This window comes from Duganella sp. HH101 (genome assembly GCF_001758795.1).
GTDB classification, from domain to species: domain Bacteria; phylum Pseudomonadota; class Gammaproteobacteria; order Burkholderiales; family Burkholderiaceae_D; genus Rugamonas; species Rugamonas rivuli.
Genome location: NZ_LRON01000003.1, coordinates 92268 through 108693, shown reverse-complemented (window position 1 = coordinate 108693; position 16426 = coordinate 92268). Strand labels below are relative to the sequence as shown.

At 63.5% G+C, this 16426-nt stretch carries 16 protein-coding genes; 11 read left to right on the top strand and 5 right to left on the bottom strand.

All coding sequences use genetic code 11. From position 1 onward, the window contains the following. Positions 1-7 precede the first annotated feature (7 nt). From hisC to tatC, 11 genes are all read left to right on the top strand, one after another. Positions 8-1108, top strand: coding sequence for a histidinol-phosphate transaminase (hisC, locus tag DUGA2_RS05640; protein WP_070267810.1), 1101 nt, complete (start codon positions 8-10; stop codon positions 1106-1108). Positions 1109-1126: 18 nt separating this feature from the next. Continuing rightward, positions 1127-1717 (top strand): imidazoleglycerol-phosphate dehydratase HisB, encoded by a 591-nt coding sequence (gene hisB / locus DUGA2_RS05635; RefSeq protein WP_070267806.1) that lies wholly within the window; start codon positions 1127-1129, stop codon positions 1715-1717. A 6-nt stretch (positions 1718-1723) separates the two neighbouring features. After that, positions 1724-2362 (top strand): imidazole glycerol phosphate synthase subunit HisH, encoded by a 639-nt coding sequence (hisH, locus tag DUGA2_RS05630; protein WP_071658857.1) that lies wholly within the window; start codon positions 1724-1726, stop codon positions 2360-2362. 32 nt (positions 2363-2394) lie between these two features. Further along, the gene (gene hisA, locus DUGA2_RS05625; RefSeq protein WP_070267801.1) at positions 2395-3186 is read left to right on the top strand and encodes a 1-(5-phosphoribosyl)-5-[(5-phosphoribosylamino)methylideneamino]imidazole-4-carboxamide isomerase; all 792 of its coding nucleotides are present in this window, start codon (positions 2395-2397) and stop codon (positions 3184-3186) included. Then, on the top strand, positions 3186-3947 hold the full coding sequence (gene hisF / locus DUGA2_RS05620) for an imidazole glycerol phosphate synthase subunit HisF (protein WP_008443045.1): 762 nt from the start codon (positions 3186-3188) through the stop codon (positions 3945-3947). Before hisA ends, hisF begins: the two co-directional genes overlap by 1 nt. Positions 3948-3971: 24 nt before the next feature. Next, on the top strand, positions 3972-4433 hold the full coding sequence (gene hisI / locus DUGA2_RS05615) for a phosphoribosyl-AMP cyclohydrolase (RefSeq protein ID WP_070267799.1): 462 nt from the start codon (positions 3972-3974) through the stop codon (positions 4431-4433). After that, positions 4430-4768, top strand: a complete 339-nt coding sequence (locus DUGA2_RS05610; protein WP_008443043.1) for a phosphoribosyl-ATP diphosphatase — start codon at positions 4430-4432, stop codon at positions 4766-4768. Before hisI ends, DUGA2_RS05610 begins: the two co-directional genes overlap by 4 nt. A gap of 22 nt (positions 4769-4790) precedes the next feature. Continuing rightward, a complete protein-coding gene (locus DUGA2_RS05605) occupies positions 4791-5162 on the top strand; it encodes a histidine triad nucleotide-binding protein (protein WP_008443042.1) in 372 nt (123 codons plus the stop codon). A gap of 125 nt (positions 5163-5287) precedes the next feature. After that, positions 5288-5491, top strand: a complete 204-nt coding sequence (gene tatA / locus DUGA2_RS05600) for a Sec-independent protein translocase subunit TatA (protein ID WP_026334731.1) — start codon at positions 5288-5290, stop codon at positions 5489-5491. Between the two features lie 40 nt (positions 5492-5531). Continuing rightward, entirely contained in the window at positions 5532-6026 is a 495-nt protein-coding gene (gene tatB / locus DUGA2_RS05595; RefSeq protein WP_070267797.1) for a Sec-independent protein translocase protein TatB, read from the top strand. Beyond that, complete coding sequence (tatC, locus tag DUGA2_RS05590) at positions 6027-6782, top strand: twin-arginine translocase subunit TatC (RefSeq protein ID WP_008443039.1); 756 nt, start codon at positions 6027-6029, stop codon at positions 6780-6782. It begins immediately after the preceding gene. A 9-nt stretch (positions 6783-6791) separates the two neighbouring features. Here tatC and DUGA2_RS05585 read toward each other — a convergent pair whose 3' ends face one another. From DUGA2_RS05585 to DUGA2_RS05565, 5 genes are all read right to left on the bottom strand, one after another. Next, a complete protein-coding gene (locus tag DUGA2_RS05585) occupies positions 6792-7469 on the bottom strand; it encodes a coiled-coil domain-containing protein (protein WP_070267795.1) in 678 nt (225 codons plus the stop codon). 119 nt (positions 7470-7588) lie between these two features. Beyond that, positions 7589-9541 carry a DUF885 domain-containing protein gene (locus DUGA2_RS05580; protein ID WP_070267794.1) on the bottom strand — a complete coding sequence of 651 codons (1953 nt, stop codon included), beginning with the start codon at positions 9539-9541 and terminating at the stop codon, positions 7589-7591. 147 nt (positions 9542-9688) lie between these two features. After that, a complete protein-coding gene (locus DUGA2_RS05575; protein WP_070267792.1) occupies positions 9689-10144 on the bottom strand; it encodes a CBS domain-containing protein in 456 nt (151 codons plus the stop codon). 74 nt (positions 10145-10218) lie between these two features. Further along, positions 10219-14382, bottom strand: a complete 4164-nt coding sequence (locus DUGA2_RS05570) for a DEAD/DEAH box helicase (RefSeq protein ID WP_070267791.1) — start codon at positions 14380-14382, stop codon at positions 10219-10221. 6 nt (positions 14383-14388) lie between these two features. Continuing rightward, complete coding sequence (locus DUGA2_RS05565; RefSeq protein WP_070267790.1) at positions 14389-16362, bottom strand: S9 family peptidase; 1974 nt, start codon at positions 16360-16362, stop codon at positions 14389-14391. Between the last annotated feature and the right edge of the window lie 64 nt (positions 16363-16426).

Genomic DNA, 16426 nt, shown 5'->3' with positions numbered 1-16426 from the left:
TAGTAAGATGTCTTCCATCGACACCCTGGTCAACACCACCATCCGCTCCGACGTGCGCGCCATCCATGGCTACCATGTCGCCGACGCGAGTGGCTATATCAAACTGGATGCGATGGAGAACCCTTACCACCTGCCGCATCATCTGCGCGAGGAACTGGCGCGGCGACTGGTCGAGGTGACGCTGAACCGTTATCCGGTCGCCTCCTACGCCACCATCAAGCAAAGCGTGTGCGCCAAGTTGGGCGTGCCGGCCGGATACGACGTCATGCTGGGCAACGGCTCCGACGAGTTGATCTCCATCCTGTGCATGGGCTGCGCGCTGCAGGACCGCCGCGCCGTGGTGCTGGCGCCGACGCCGTCCTTCGTCATGTACCAGCGCTCGGCGCAGTTCGCCGGCATGGATTATGTCGGCGTGCCGCTCAAGGCCGACCTGACGCTGGATATGCCGGCCATGCTGGCCGCGATCAAGCAGCACAAGCCGTCGCTGGTGTTCCTGTCCTACCCGAACAACCCGACCGGCAACCTGTTCGCCGAAGACGACATCGTCGCCATCATCAAGGCGCTGGACGAGAATGGTTTCGGCCTGGCCGTGGTCGACGAAGCCTACGAGCCGTTCGCGCAGCAGACCTTTATGCACCGCCTGCCGGAGTTCGAGAACCTGGTGGTGATGCGCACCGTGTCCAAGCTGGGCCTGGCCGGCATCCGCCTCGGCTACATGTCGGCGGCGCCGCAGTTGCTGGCGGAGTTCGACAAAGTGCGGCCTCCTTACAACATCAACGTATTGACGCAGGCAGCGGCCGAATTCGCGCTCGACCACGTGGAGGTGCTGAACCAGCAGGCCACCGCTTTGCGCGCCGCACGCGCCGATCTGGCGGCTGCATTGGCCGCCATGCCCGGCGTCGAGGTATTTCCGTCGGCGGCGAATTTTATCTTGATACGGGTGCCAAATTCCGACGATGCCTACGCGAAACTGCTGTCCCGCAAGGTATTAATCAAAAATGTAGGTAAAATGCACGAGGTGCTGGCCAATTGTTTACGTATCACGGTTAGTACCCCGGAAGAGAATTCCGCCTTCCTCGATGCCTTCGCCGCATCGCTGGCATCCTGAGACCATCGCGAGCCCTTCATGAACCGCATTGCAGAAATTATCCGCAACACCAACGAGACGCAAGTCCGCGTTTCGATCAACCTTGACGGCACCGGCCAGCAAAAGCTGAACACCGGCGTGCCCTTCCTGGACCACATGCTGGACCAGATCGCCCGTCACGGCCTGTTCGACCTGGACGTGGAAGCCACCGGCGACATCCATATCGACAACCACCACACGGTGGAAGACGTCGGCATCACGCTGGGCATGGCCGTGGCCAAGGCCATCGGCGACCGCAAGGGCATCGTCCGCTACGGCCACTCGTATGTGCCGCTGGACGAGGCGCTGTCGCGCGTGGTGCTGGATTTCTCCGGCCGTCCAGGCATCGAATACCACATCCCGTTCACGCGCGCGATGATCGGCACCTTCGACGTCGACCTGACCCTGGAATTCTTCCGCGGCTTCGTCAACCACGCGCTGGTGACGCTGCACATCGATAACCTGCGCGGCACCAACGCCCACCATCAATGCGAGACCGTGTTCAAGGCTTTCGGCCGCGCGCTGCGCATGGCCTCGGAGCTCGATCCACGTGCCGCCGGCACCATCCCGTCGACCAAGGGCAGCCTCTAAAACGTCATGAAAAAAATCGTAGTAGTTGATTACGGCATGGGTAATCTGCGCTCGGTCGCGCAGGCCCTGCGCGCCGTCGCGCCTGAAGCCAATGTGCTGATCTCCGGCGAAGTGGCCGACATCGAAACCGCCGACCGCATCGTGCTGCCCGGCCAGGGCGCCATGCCGGACTGCATGCGCAGCCTGCGCGAGTCCGGCGTGCAGGAAGCGCTGCTGGTGGCCGCCAGGACCAAGCCGCTGATGGGCGTCTGCATCGGCGAGCAGATGCTGTTCGACGGCAGCGAGGAAGGCAATGCCGCCGGCCTCGGCCTGTTGCCGGGCAAGGTGGTGCGCTTCCAGCTGGACGGCCAGGTGCAGGAAGACGGCTCGCGCTTCAAGGTGCCGCAGATGGGCTGGAACCAAGTCCACCAGAATGCGTCTCACCCGATGTGGCAGGATATCGCGGACAACAGTTACTTCTATTTCGTGCACAGCTATTTCGCCCAGCCGGAGCGGGCCGAGCACACCGTGGGACAAACTGTCTACGGTGCGGCGTTCAGCTGTGCCGTCGCCCGTGATAATATTTTTGCGACCCAGTTCCACCCGGAGAAAAGCGCCGCGGCCGGATTGCAGTTGTATAAAAATTTCGTTCACTGGAACCCTTGATTTCACTTACCCTCTAATCTACTGAAACCATCATGCTGCTCATTCCTGCCATCGACCTCAAAGACGGTCACTGCGTTCGCTTGAAACAAGGCGATATGGAACTCGCCACCGTATTCTCCGAAGACCCGGCCGACATGGCCCTGCATTGGCTGAAGCAAGGCGCGCGCCGCCTGCACCTGGTCGACCTGAACGGCGCCTTCGCCGGCAAGCCGAAGAACGAAGCCGCAGTCAAGGCCATCCTGCAAGTGGTGCAGGAGTACGCCGAAGAAAACGACCTGGACGAAATCCCCGTGCAGCTGGGCGGCGGCATCCGCGACCTCGACACCATCGAGCGCTACCTGGACGCCGGCATCAGCTACGTCATCATCGGCACCGCCGCGGTGAAGGAGCCGGGCTTCCTGCACGATGCCTGCGGCGCCTTCCCTGGCCACATCATCGTCGGCCTGGACGCCAAGGACGGCAAGGTCGCCACCGACGGCTGGAGCAAGATGTCCGGCCACGAAGTGATCGACCTGGCCAAGAAGTTCGAGGCCTACGGCGTCGAATCGATCATCTACACCGACATCGGCCGCGACGGCATGATGGGCGGCGTGAACATCGAAGCCACGGTCAAGCTGGCGCAGGCGGTCAAGATCCCGGTCATCGCCTCGGGCGGCCTGCACAACCTGGGTGACGTGGAAGCGCTGTGCGCTGTCCAGGACGAGGGCATCGAAGGCGTGATCTGCGGCCGTTCGATTTACGAAGGCACGATCGACCTGGCGTCGGCGCAATTGCGCGCGGACGAACTGAGCGGCGATCTGATCGAAGAAGACACGGAAGAATAATGCTCGCTAAACGCATCATCCCCTGCCTGGACGTGACCGATGGCCGCGTCGTCAAAGGCGTCAATTTCACCGAGCTGCGTGACGCCGGCGACCCGGTGGAAATCGCCCGCCGCTACGACGAGCAGGGCGCCGATGAGCTGACCTTCCTCGACATCACCGCCACCAGCGACAACCGCGGCCTGATCCTGGACATCATCGAAGCCGTCGCTTCGCAGGTGTTCATCCCGCTGACGGTGGGCGGCGGCGTGCGCGAGGTGGCCGATGTGCGCCGCCTGCTCAACGCCGGCGCGGACAAGGTCAGCATGAACTCGTCGGCGGTGTCGAATCCGCAGCTGGTGTTCGACGCATCGCAAAAGCACGGCTCGCAATGCATCGTGGTGGCGATCGACGCCAAGCAGGTCGCGCCCGGCAAGTGGGAAGTGTTCACCCACGGCGGCCGCAAGGCCACCGGCATCGACGCCATCGAATGGGCGAAGAAAATGGAGCAGATGGGCGCCGGCGAAATCCTGCTGACCAGCATGGACCGCGACGGCACCAAGTCCGGCTTCGACCTGGGCCTGACGCGCGGCGTGTCCGACGCCATCGGCATACCGGTGATCGCCTCAGGCGGCGTCGGCGGCCTGCAGGACCTGGCCGACGGCATCAAGCTGGGCAAGGCCGACGCAGTGCTGGCGGCCAGTATCTTCCACTACGGCCAGCACACGGTGCAGGAAGCCAAGCGTTTCATGGCGCAACAGGGCATTCCGATGCGCCTGGCGTAGTTTTTAACCGCATGGAAAAGTAAGATGTCGACCACCGCAAGCGCCTTGGCCAAGGCTAAATGGCTGAAGAAAATCCAATGGGACGAGCACGGCCTGGTGCCGGTCATCGCCCAGGAAGCGGGCAGCAACGATGTGCTGATGTTCGCCTGGATGAACCGCGACGCCCTGGCCAAGACGGTCGAGCTGGGCGAGGCCGTCTACTGGAGCCGCTCGCGCAAGAAGCTGTGGCACAAGGGCGAAGAGTCCGGCCATGTGCAGAAGGTGCTGGAAATCCGCCTCGACTGCGACGAGGACGTGGTGCTGCTGAAGATCGAGCAGGCCGGCGGCATCGCCTGCCACACCGGCCGCCATTCCTGCTTCTTCCAGAAGTTCGAAGGCGATGCGCTGGAAGGCGACTGGCAGAACACCGAGCCGGTGCTGAAAGACCCGACGGAAATCTACACCCCCGCCACCGTGGCGAAAACCAAAGCAAAGAAATCGACATGAGCACTATCCTGGACCGCCTGGCCGACATCATCGAATCGCGCAAACTGGCCAATGGAGGCGATCCCGCGACGTCCTACACGTCCAAGCTGTTCTCCAAGGGCGATGACGCCATCCTGAAGAAAATCGGCGAGGAAGCCACCGAGACCGTCATGGCCGCCAAGGATGCGCGCGCCGGCGGCGACAGCGGCAAGGTGCTGTACGAGGTGGCCGACTTGTGGTTCCATACGCTGGTGCTGCTGGCCCAGTTCGATCTGAAGCCGCAGCAGGTGCTCGACGAGCTGGCGCGCCGCGAGGGCGTTTCCGGCATCGACGAAAAAGCCGCCCGCAAAGAATAATCCCCCCATTTACGGAGTCGTTGTGGAAAACTGCCTGTTTTGCAAAATAGCCGAAAAGAAAATTCCATCGTCCATCGTCTATGAGGACGAGGACTTGCTGGCCTTCAAGGACATCAACCCGGCCGCGCCGGTGCATTTGTTGGTGATCCCGAAGAAACATTTCGCCACCTTGTCGGATTGCAGCGCCAACGAAGCGCCGCTGCTGGGCAAGATGCTGGCGCTGGCCCCCCGTCTGGCAGAGGAAGCCGGCTGCGGCGTCGGCTATGATGCGGACGGTTCGCCGACCGGCGGTTACAAGACGCTGATCAACAGTGGACCGAACGGCGGCCAGGAGGTGTACCATCTACATCTGCACGTGATCGGCGGCCCGCACCCATGGCGCGGACAGCGCTAAGCACGGCAGCGTTATATCGATAGCTGCATGACATCTACATGACACGCGGCGGTTCGCTTATACTGTCGCAGCAGTTCTCGAATCAACGGACAATTGGGGCGCGCGCGCCTTGCAAGGGGAATATGATGGGTTCATTCAGTATTTGGCATTGGTTAATCGTTCTGGTCATCGTAATGCTGGTCTTCGGTACCAAAAAACTGGGCAATATGGGTTCGGACATCGGCAAGGCCGTTAAAGGCTTCAAGGACGGCGTCAAGGGCGACGACGACAAGCCGGCCGCGCCAGCCGCTCCGGGCACCATCGACGTCGACGCTAAAGAGAAGAAGTAAGCTTGGGGGAGCAGCGCTCCCTTCACGCTGAAACACCCTTATGATCGATCTCGGTCTTACCAAACTTGCTGTGATCGGCGTGGTTGCGCTGGTCGTCATCGGTCCTGAAAAGCTGCCCAAGGTGGCTCGCATGGCCGGGACGCTGTACGGCCGCGCCCAGCGCTACCTGAACGAAGTCAAAACCGAAGTCTCGCGCGAAATCGAACTGGAAGAGTTGAAAAACCTCCAGAAGGAAGTGCAGTCGGCGGCGGAAAGCGTGAAGGCGGACGTCGAGAGTTCGATGTCGCAGCATGTGGCCGAGGTGGAAAACGCCTGGCACGATACGCCGACCATCCACGCGCCGAGCATCAGCCACGTCACCACCGACGACCTGTCGCGCAAGGCGCGCGAGTTCCGCCGCAAGAAGCTGGTGCGCAATTCGGCCATACCCGGCTGGTACAAGCAGCGCCACGGCGGCAAGATGCACGTGACTTCCGGCGCCGCGCGCGTGGCGCGCTTCCGCCCCGGCAGCAACTCCTCTTCTTCGTTCTACTAAATGACTACACCTGAAAAGGGCGAAGAGACCTTTATCTCTCACCTGATCGAGCTGCGTGACCGTCTGGTCAAGGCGTCGATCGGCATTGCCATCGTCTGCATCGCGCTGATGATCTGGCCTGGTCCGTCGCAGATCTACGATTACATCGCGCGGCCGATGATCGCTTCGCTGCCGGTCGGCTCGAAGATGATCGCCACCGGCGTGATCTCGCCCTTCCTGGTGCCGATGAAGGTGACGCTGGTCATTTCCATCATCCTGTCGCTGCCGTGGGTGCTGTACCAGCTGTGGGCCTTCGTGGCGCCCGGCCTGTACGCGCACGAGAAGCGCCTGATCGCGCCGCTGGTGATTTCGTCGTCGGTGCTGTTCATGTCCGGCGTGGCGTTTTGCTACTTCCTGGTGTTCGGGCGCGTGTTCCAGTTCATCTCGGAGTTTTCGCCGCAGTCGATCGCGGTGACGCCGGATATCGAGAACTATCTCGATTTTGTCATGTCGATGTGTCTGGCGTTTGGCGCGACCTTCGAGGTGCCGGTGGTGGTGGTGATCCTGGTGCGCATGGGCTTGGTGACGGTGGCCAAGCTGAAAGAGATACGGCCTTACGCCATCGTGGGGGCTTTCGTGATTGCCGCGATCGTCACGCCGCCCGATGCGGTCAGCATGTTCTCGCTGGCGGTTCCGATGTGCCTGCTGTTCGAACTGGGCCTGCTGGTAGCGCCGATGTTCGTGCGCATGTCGACGGCGCCGGAAGAAAAGGCCTGAGCTATCTGGCTATGGCAGCCGGCTCAATATTTTGAAGAGCACGCCGAGCGTTACTCCATGTAGCACCAAGGATAGTCCGGTCAGCATGTAAAGCACGTTGAACCGGACGTTCATGTGCGCTTTCAATTCGACGATCTGTGCTTTCAGTTCGACGATCTGTGCTTTCAATTCGACGATCTGTGCTTTCAGTTCGACGATCTGCGCTTTCAACGCGTCGATCTGCGCTTGCATATCACTACGCAATTTTTCGATTTGCCCTTGCAAGTCATTACGTAGTGTCTCGATCTGCCCTTGTATCTCATTACGCAGCTTATCGATTTGTGCTTGCACATCACTACGCAGCCGTTCAATCTGCGCTTGCACATCGGTACGCAGCCTTTCAATCTGGGCTTGCACGTCGGTACGCAGCTTCTCAATCTCCGCTTGTACATCACTACGCAGCTTCTCAACCTCGACTTGTACATCACTACGCAGCTTATCGATCTGCGCGTGCACATCGCTGCGCACTATTTCCAGTCGGGCGACGAGGTCGGTTTTCAGCAATAGCATATCGCCGGGCGTTACCGTGGATTCGGCTAGCGCGTCGCGCAGGGCCAGCGACTGGGCCTCGGCTTGCTGCTGAGGCAGCCCTGCTTCCTCAAGTTTTCTAGCGTATGAAAGAGTGTCGAATTTGATAGGCATGTTCATGACCGCTCCTTGATTTAATCGTAGCAGAAACCGCCCCGAATGCGAGCCGGCCCACTAGCGTATCGAATCAATGGATGAGTCGTTTGCGCGCACTCAAGTGCGCGCAACCCCATGCATTTTTACTGCGTCATCAAGCCCTTGATTACGCGCACCGGCGCGCTGCCGTAGCTCAGGAATTGCTCGTGGAATTCCTTCAGGTTGAACTTCGCGCCCAGCTGCTGCTTGCGCTGCTCGCGCAATTCCATGATCTCGCTGTAGCCGCTGAAATAGCTGGTCAGCTGCACCGACGACACCTGCACCCGATGCCACTTCTCCACCGCCTCGCTGCGCGTCTGGAAGGCCTGGCGCGTCAGCAGATCGATGGCCTGCTCCTCGGTCATGCCCAGCACATGCACGCTGTAATCGAGGATGGTGTTGGTGACGCTGCGCAGGTTCCACTTCGAATACATCAGCCACATCTCCGGCGCGTTGTCGCCGTAGCCGGACTCCAGCATCATGCGCTCGCCGTACACCGCCCAGCCCTCCACCATCGCGCCATTGCCGAAGATGGATTTGACGATGGACGGCGACTTGTTCGCATACACCAGCTGCGCATAGTGCCCCGGTATCGCCTCGTGGATATTCAGGATCTGCAAGATCCAGTGGTTGTACTCGCGCAAGCTGCTCTCTGCCGCTTCCGCCGTCGCGCCATCGAGCGGCGTCACGTTGTAGTAGGTGCGGTCCTGCGGACGATACGGTCCCGGCGCATCGATGCTGGCGCCCGCCACGCCGGCCTGGTAGGCAGGCGTCGCGCGCACTTCCAGCTGCTTCTTCGGATCCAGCGTCAACAGGTTGTGGCTGATCACCCAGTCCTGCAGCACCGGCACCTGGCGGCGGATCTCGGCGAAGAAATCCTCGCGCTTCACGTGGCGCTCGGACAGCTTGTCGATCACCTTGCCGATCTTGGCAAAGCGGTCGGCCGGCTTGACGGCGACGCCCATGGTCTTTTCCCACAGCTCGTCCGAGATGCGGTCCATATTGGCCAGCAGTTCCTCGCGCGCGGCCAAGGCCTTCTGGTAGGTCTGCTCGGCGCTGCTGCCGGACTGGATGTCGAAGGCGAATTTTTTCTCGTACAGCTCTTTGCCCAGACGGAAGCTGCGGCGGCCGTTGGCGTCCATCTGCTTGTCCATCTCGGTCAGGAAGGCGACATAGCTGTCCACCGCCGTCAGCGCCGCGTTGACGCGCTGCGTGAACAACTGCTTCTCCACCGGCGTCAGGATCGACGCTTGCGCCGCCTTGTCCACATCGGTCAGCAGCGTCTGCACGCCGGGCGCTTGGGCGATCGCCAGACGCGTGTGCTCGCGCGTCGGATTGACGATGTTGGCGCGCGCCGCCTCGTAGTAAGCCGGGATGCCGGAGATGCGCTTGAGCAGCGTGCGCAGGCGCTGCGGCTGGGCCGCGTATTCGGTGTTCAGGATCAGGTCGATCGGGCCGGCCACGTTGTAGCTGGCCGGGTTCCATTCGTATTCCTTCAGCGTGGTCAGGCGGAAGCGGTCGCTGTCGAGTTTGTTGATCAGCAGCGCCAGGTCGGTGCGCTGCTTGGCCGACAGCTGGCTGGCGTTGATCGCGCCGAAGCGCTGCTTCCATTCATCGATGAAGGCCAGCTCCCTGGCCTGGCCCGCCTTGTCCGGGATCGACAGCGTGGCGGCGGTATCGTACTTGCCGGCATAGATCGCGCTTTCCGAATCGATGCGCCACAGCGCGTTGAGGAACTGGCTGCTCTGGCCGTCGAAGGAACGGTCCTGGCGGCGCTCCGGCGTGCCGGAAGGCTTCAGCGATGGCGCGGCTACTGCGGCCACGGCAGCGGTGGCGGCGACGGCTTTCGCCTTGCCATGCTTGCCGCTGGATTTGCCGCTGCTCTTGCCGCCCTTGGCGCCGCTCTTGGCGTGCGCAGCGTGGGTGGCGTGCGAGGATTTGCCGCCGCTCTTGCTCTTGGCCGAGGTGCTGGCCGCCTTGTGGTGCGTGGTGGCGCCGGCTGGTGCGACGGCGAGCGTCGTCATCAATACAGCCAGTGCGATTTTAGTCTTGATCATCGTGATATGTCGCCTCGTGTTTATTTTGACAAGGCACGCCCATACCGCAGGCGGGCTCGGTCGAAGCGTGGGAGATTATCACTAATCGACCCGCTTGAGAGCGCCCGTTACAAGACTATACGTGGAAACCACCCTTTTCCGGCAGTCTCACTGCGGCGACGTCGACGGCTGGCCCGGTGGCAAGGGGGACGAGATATCGCGCAGGGTCTCCACGGTTTTCCCGTCATCGGTGTCGTCCAGCACCAGGTCCGCCATCGAGACGATGCCGACCAGCTTGTGGTCGTCCCGGCTCACGACTGGCACCCGGCGGACCTGGATGTCGCGCATGTCCTCCATCACTTCCTCGACGCTCTGGTCTTCGTAGCAATGACAGACATCCTCGGTCATCACCTCGTCCACCAGCGTCTCCTCAGGCCCCAGGCCGGCGGCGGTGGCGCGGATGGTGATGTCGCGGTCGGTGACCATGCCGGTCAGGCGATTGCCTTCGGTGACTGGCAGCGCGCCGACATCGAGATCATCCATCAGCTCGGCGGCGTGGCGAATAGTATCGTCCGGCGACACGCTGGTCACGTCGCGGCTCATTACGTCTGCTATGGTTTTCATGGTCGTCTCTCCTCTCCAGAAGGCCCCCGCGTGGGGGCATGGCATTAAGACGGAGCGCAACGGCCAAAGTTCACCTAGTTTTTCAAACCCTCTTGCAGCATGCCGAGCATTTCGCTGGCCGACATGCGGCCGCTGACGTCGCTGCCTTCGAGCAGGCTGTCGGCCAGGTCGCGCTTGTGCTGGTGCAGGTCGACGATGCCTTCCTCGATGGTGTGGCGCGCCACCAGCCGGTAGATCGTCACCGGCCGCAGCTGGCCCATGCGGTGCGCGCGATCCGACGCCTGGTCTTCCACCGCCGGATTCCACCACGGATCCATGTGGATCACGTAGTCGGCCGCTGTCAGGTTGATGCCGACGCCGCCCGCCTTCAGGCTGATGAGGAACACATCGCCCTCGCCGGCCTGGAACAGGTCGACGCGCTTTTTGCGCTCGGCCATGGGCGTGGAGCCGTCCAGGTATTGATAGCCGATGTTGTTGGCGTCCAGGTGCTCGCGGATCAGCGACAGGTGGTCGACGAACTGGCTGAACACCAGCACCTTGTGGCGGTTCTCCAGCAAGCCTTCCAGCAGGTGGGCGAAGGCCGCCAGCTTGCTGCTCTTCAGGCCCAGCTCCGCCGCCACCAGGTTCGGGTTGCAGCAGGCGCGGCGCAGCCGCATGATCTCGGCCAGGATCTGGATCGACTTCTTCTCGGCCGGGCCTTCGACGGCGGCCAGGTTCTCCAGCGCGGCGCGGCGCAGCGATTCGTACAGCGCGGTTTCCTCGGCAGACAGGTCCACTTCCAGCGTGATCTCGGTGCGCGACGGCAGCTCGGTCAGCACCTGGGCCTTGGTCCGGCGCAGCATGAAGGGCTGGATCAAACGGCGCAGGCGGCTGCGCGCGCCCACTTCGGCGCGGTGGTCCTGCGGCTTTTCAATCGGCGCGGCGAAGCGCAGGTTGAACTGCTCGATGCTGCCCAGCAGACCAGGATTGATGAAGCGGAACAGGTTCCACAACTCGCCCAAGTGGTTCTCCAGCGGCGTGCCGGTGGCGATCATGCGGAAGTCGCCCTTCAATGCCATCACGGCCTGCGAGCGCTTGGTGGCGCCGTTCTTGATGGCCTGCGCTTCGTCGAGCACGATGGTGTTCCACTGCACGCCGGCGAACAGCGCGGACTCCAGCTGCAACAGGCCGTAGCTTGTCACCACCAGGTCGTAGGGCTGCAAGGTGGACAAGGTTTCGGCGCGGTCGCCGGCGCCGAACAGCTTGACGTTCAGCGTAGGCGCGAAGCGCGCCGCTTCGCTGATCCAGTTCATGCACACCGAGGTCGGCGCCACCACCAGCGTAGGGCCTTGCGGCGCGCGCGACAGGATCAGCGCCAGTGCTTGCAGCGTCTTGCCCAGGCCCATATCGTCGGCCAGGCAGGCACCCACGCCCCAGCTGGCGAGGCGCGACAGCCAGTTGAAACCTTCCAGCTGGTAATCGCGCAGCTCCGCCTGCAGCGTCGTTGGCAGCTGCGGCACGAAGGCCGCCTGCGCCTCCATGCGCGCCAGGTGCTCCTTCCACAGCTTGTCCGATTTCAAGCCGCCGATATCGTCGGCCAGCTCCTCCAGCGCGAACGACGCCAGTGGATGCAGGCGCACGCCGTCCCCGGTGATCTCGCCGTAGACCGAGACTTCCATCAGCCGGCGGTGCAGTTCCTCGGTCAGCGCCAGGTAGCGGTTCTCGCCCAACTCCACGAAGCGGCTCTGGCTCTTCTGCATCAGCTCCAGCAGCGTTTTCAGATCCATGACCTTGCCTTCATCGATCTGCAATTCGCCGCTGGCCGCGAACCAGTCCTTGTTGCTCTTGATGGCCAGGCGCAGCTGCTTGGTTTCCACCTTGGCGGTCACGCGGAAGCTTTCGCCTTCCGGCCAGGCCAGCACGATGCCGTCGGCCGGCATCTCCTGAAGTTCCACCAGCAGTTGCAGGCACAGCGCCGGTTGGCCCAGCAGCCATTCGCCGTGTTCCTGCTCGGCCGACTCCAGCACCGGGCATTTGGCGATCAGTTCGCGCTCGGCGTCGCGCTCGTCGATCAGCTTGCGGCGTGCCTGTACCGGCTTGCCGTTGACGTCGGCGATCACGCTGTCCGCGCCGGCGCCGGGCGCGTAGTAGGCGCCGTTTGCCAGCGGACGCACCAGCACCTGCATCTTCAGGCCATGCTGATACGGCAGCAGGTGCAGGTGCAGGCGCATGTCGGCTTCCACCTGTTCCATGTCCGGCGCGGCGCCGCCGATTTCCGACTGCACCGTCACCAGCGACGAGATGGAGCTGATCGCGTGCAGCACTTGCTGCTCCGCGTGCGCCGGCACGCTCAGGCCATCGCCGACGATGGCGGCGATGCGGCGGTGTTCGTCGAGGATGTTCACCACGCGCAGGCGGGTCGGCGTCTCCTTGCTGACGATGACGGATGAACTGTCGTCCGGTATCGGCGGGTGCAGCTTCAGTTCCAGGTTGCCCGGGCTTTTCTTGATCAGCAGTTCGGGTTCGCCGGCCAGCATCTCCACCCGCGTGTCCGGCGCATCGGCCCAGAACAGCAGCGGGTGGCCGATCAGCGCCGATGCGGCGCGCTGCGGATCGATCTCGTAAGCCAGGCCGCTGGACTGGTAGCTGCGGTGCGCCACCGAGATCGCCTCGGAGGCGCGGATGTCCTGCGGCGTCAGGAAGTCGAACTGCTCGGCCTCGAAGCGTAGACGTTTCAGGCCGACGGCGCGGCCCTTGCTCCACAGGCCGCGCGCATCGCGCTTCTGCTCGACCGGCGCGACGTCGGTCAGGCCGTGGCGGTTGTCGTAGTTGAGCATCCACACCAGGCGCGTGCTGCCGGCGGCATCGGCGGTGGCGGGCTGCTGGAGGTTGATCAGCGCCGTCAACTGCCGCTGCCATGCTTCCTGCCGCTCGAACCACACGCTCAGGTCGGGATAGCCGAGGCGTGCGCGCAGCGCGTTCGCGTGGCGCTGCTGCTCGACGTCGCCCAGGTGGCCCAGCAGGCAGGCGGCCTGCCCGGCGATGAACAGATAGCCCGCGCGTTCGGCGTTCTGCGCCAGTTCCTGCAACTGTGCCTTGCGCTCGGACAGCTGCGGCAGCGACAACCAGAAGAACAGCAGGCACTGGAACATCTGCGTTTGCAGGCTGTTGTCCCAGGCCAGCGCGGCGACGGCGTCGGTCTGCATGGTGCCGGCGCGGATCTGGCGCAGCATGTCGATCTGCTGGATGACGGCGGTGTCGTGGTTCTGCGGCATGCGCACCGCGATTTCGAGATAGGCTTCGGCCGCCTTCAGGTGCTTGGCGTCGCCGCTGCGCAGCATCGACAACAGGTACAGGTAGCCGGACATGCCGGTGAACAGGTGCTTGCGTTTGCCGGTGTCGCGGCGCAGCGTTTTCAGCGCCGCGTCGAAGCCGACGATGGCCGCGCCGCTTGCGCCGCGCAGCAGCACCACGGCGCTGGCGAGGTATTGGCTCTGCGGACCTGCGGTGCGCTCCAGGTAGCGCTTGGCGTCGTCGAGGCGGCCGCACAGGATGGCGTCTTCCGCCAGCGCCATGCGCAGCTCTGGGCTGATGTCATCCTTGGCCGCCAGGCGGCGCTGCATGTGCTGTTCGCAGAATTCGCGTATCACCGGCACGGTCAGGAATTCATGCTGGGCGTTTTGCAGCAGCACCATCAGCACGTCGTCCTGCAGCAGCGGATGCACGCGCGCCAGCATGCCCGGTTCGAACGGACGGCCGAAGATGTCGACAATCGGGTGCAGTTGCGCTGCTTCGTAGCTGCCCAGGCAGAACGCCAGTATCGGCTGGATCTGCTGCGGCGCCACGCCGCGCAGGAGGCCCATGCGCAGGCGCGCCATGCCGGCGCGGTAGCTGCGCGGCTCGAAGCTGTTCCAGGTCTGGCGCATCGGCACCAGCTCGTCGTAGGCGCTGCACAAGTCGTCCAGCGCGTGCGTGCCGATGGAGGCGCGTATCGCCGGCCAGCGCAGCTTGGGGTTGCAGACAAAGCCCCGTCCCGTCACGACGCTGACGAAGGCCAGCCGCTCTAGCTTGCGCATCGACTCGTCCAGCGTGCCGACGCCGTAGGGATTGCCGTCCTTGTCTTCGATGCGGGCGTGGTTCAGGTGATCGAGGATGGCCGTGCGTCCCACCGGCTCGCCGATCAGGGCGAGCAGCGCCAGTATCATTTTTTCGTTGAATTCAAGCGCGTCAAATTCGGCGAGCAGCTTTGCGTCGGCCATGCGGGGTCAGTCTTTCAGGTTATCGATGTGTACCGGCGGCGTGGCGGCCGGATCGTGCAGGCCAAACATCCGCTGGTAGAAGTACAGTTCCGCCTCCAGCGTGCGAACGATGTTCTCGCCCTTGCGGAAGCCATGGCCTTCGCCTGCCAAAGGCACGTAGGCCACCGGTACGCCGCGCGCCTTCAGCGCCTCGACCATCATCTCCGATTGCTGCGGCGGCACGACCTTGTCGTCCAGGCCCTGGAAGAAGATCATCGGGCGCGCAAGCTTGCCGGTGTGGTTGATCGGCGAGCGGGCCTGGTACAGCGCCTCGGCCTGCGGCTGCGGCGCGATCAGGTACTCATTGTAGTGCGATTCGAATTTGTGCGAGTCCTGGTCCAGGCCTTTGAGGTCGGACACGCCGTAGTAGCTGGCGCCCACCTTGAACACATTGTGGAAGGTCAGCGCGCACAGCGTGGTCAGGCCGCCGGCGCTGCCGCCACGGATGATCAGGCGCTCGCCGTCGGCCAGGCCGCGTTCGACCAGCGCCTGCGCGCCGGCCACGCAGTCCTCGACGTCGACGATGCCCCACTGGCCCTTGAGCAGGTCGCGGTAGGCGCGGCCGAAGCCGGTGCTGCCGCCGTAGTTCACATCGAGCACGCCGAAGCCGCGGCTGGTCCAGTACTGGGTCTTCAGGTTCAGCGTGTTGACGGTCATGCCGGTCGGGCCACCGTGGCTGATGACGATCACCGGCGGCTTGCTGCCCTCGGGCGCTTGCACGTCGCGGTTGCGCGGCGGGTAGAAGAAAGCGTGCGAGGTGCGGCCGTTGGCGCTCGGATAGCTGATGCTGGTCGGGATGGACAGGTAGTCTTCGTCCGGCAGCTCCTCGATCGACTGCGCCAGGATTTCCACGCCCTCCTCGGTGAAGTCGATGCGCGCCAGTTCCATCGGGATGGTCGGGCCGCCGGCCAGCATGGCGATGTAGCCCTTGGCCACGCGCAGTTCGCGGATTTCCTCGTAGGGGTTGGCGATCGCTTCGAGCTTGCCGCTGCCCGGCAGCAGGCGCGCCAGGCGGCTCACGCCCTTGTCGATGTAGGTGCAGATGATTTCGGAGGCCGAGCGGAAGCCGTACATCGAGTTCCCGAAGGTCCAGTGCGGCGAGGCGAATTCCGCCTCCATCGGGCACAGGCCCTCGGTGCGGTCGCGCTCGCGGCACAAGCGGTACAGGTTCCACCAGCCGCTGCGGTCGGAGACGAAGTGCAGCAGGCCGTCCGGCGACCATTCGGGCTGGCAGATGGATTCCTCGGCGCCGCCGGCGATGCGCTTCGGAGCGGACGGCAGGCCGTCGTCGCCGATGTCGGCCAGCCACAGGGTCGTGCCCTGCCACGGCATGCGCGGATGGTCCCAACTGAGCCAGGCCAGCGAGCGGCCGTCCGGCGACAGGCGCGGCGACGAGTAGAAATCGGCGCCCTGCGCCAGCACGGTCTCGCTGCCGTTGGCGTCGATGGCGCACAGGGTGTTGGCCGGCTGCGCGTGCGGATCGTCGCCATGAAGCTCGCGTACGGCGATCAGGCGATCGCGCGCGCGGTCCACCACGAAGTCGGCGAAGCGCTGCTTGCCGGGCGTGGTCAGCGCCATGGGGGCTGCGCCATCGTCGGCTACATCAAGTTTATAGACGACGTTGTCGGCGAAATGCGAAAAATAGATGGTATCGCCGTCCACCGCATAGGCGCCGCCGCCGTATTCGTGTACGCGGCTGCGCACATTGAAGGGGGCCGGCGTCAGTTCGCCGGTGGTCACGCCATGGTGGCGCAGCAGGGTGTTGCGGCCCGCTTCGGCGGCGCGGCCCGCCAACCAGAAGATATCGCTGCCATCGGCGCCTCCCAGCATCAGCGTGGACAGGGGCGTGGCGCCGGCGGCCACGCGCGCGGCGCTGATGGTCGATGGCCAGGCGCCGTAGGGCGCGGTGATAGGGCTCATTTTCAATTCAGCTGATGTCATGGCGTCTCCAAAGTCGGGTGCTACGCATGATAGTGAATGAACGGCCTATCATCCAGCAAAAAAA

Coding starts and splice junctions, on each gene's coding strand:
- hisC (WP_070267810.1), top strand. CDS start 8: ATGTCTTCCATCGACACCCTGGTCAACACCACCATCCGCTCCGACGTG.
- hisB (WP_070267806.1), top strand. CDS start 1,127: ATGAACCGCATTGCAGAAATTATCCGCAACACCAACGAGACGCAAGTC.
- hisH (WP_071658857.1), top strand. CDS start 1,724: ATGAAAAAAATCGTAGTAGTTGATTACGGCATGGGTAATCTGCGCTCG.
- hisA (WP_070267801.1), top strand. CDS start 2,395: ATGCTGCTCATTCCTGCCATCGACCTCAAAGACGGTCACTGCGTTCGC.
- hisF (WP_008443045.1), top strand. CDS start 3,186: ATGCTCGCTAAACGCATCATCCCCTGCCTGGACGTGACCGATGGCCGC.
- hisI (WP_070267799.1), top strand. CDS start 3,972: ATGTCGACCACCGCAAGCGCCTTGGCCAAGGCTAAATGGCTGAAGAAA.
- DUGA2_RS05610 (WP_008443043.1), top strand. CDS start 4,430: ATGAGCACTATCCTGGACCGCCTGGCCGACATCATCGAATCGCGCAAA.
- tatA (WP_026334731.1), top strand. CDS start 5,288: ATGGGTTCATTCAGTATTTGGCATTGGTTAATCGTTCTGGTCATCGTA.
- tatB (WP_070267797.1), top strand. CDS start 5,532: ATGATCGATCTCGGTCTTACCAAACTTGCTGTGATCGGCGTGGTTGCG.
- tatC (WP_008443039.1), top strand. CDS start 6,027: ATGACTACACCTGAAAAGGGCGAAGAGACCTTTATCTCTCACCTGATC.
- DUGA2_RS05585 (WP_070267795.1), bottom strand. CDS start 7,469: ATGAACATGCCTATCAAATTCGACACTCTTTCATACGCTAGAAAACTT.
- DUGA2_RS05580 (WP_070267794.1), bottom strand. CDS start 9,541: ATGATCAAGACTAAAATCGCACTGGCTGTATTGATGACGACGCTCGCC.
- DUGA2_RS05575 (WP_070267792.1), bottom strand. CDS start 10,144: ATGAAAACCATAGCAGACGTAATGAGCCGCGACGTGACCAGCGTGTCG.
- DUGA2_RS05570 (WP_070267791.1), bottom strand. CDS start 14,382: ATGGCCGACGCAAAGCTGCTCGCCGAATTTGACGCGCTTGAATTCAAC.
- DUGA2_RS05565 (WP_070267790.1), bottom strand. CDS start 16,362: ATGACATCAGCTGAATTGAAAATGAGCCCTATCACCGCGCCCTACGGC.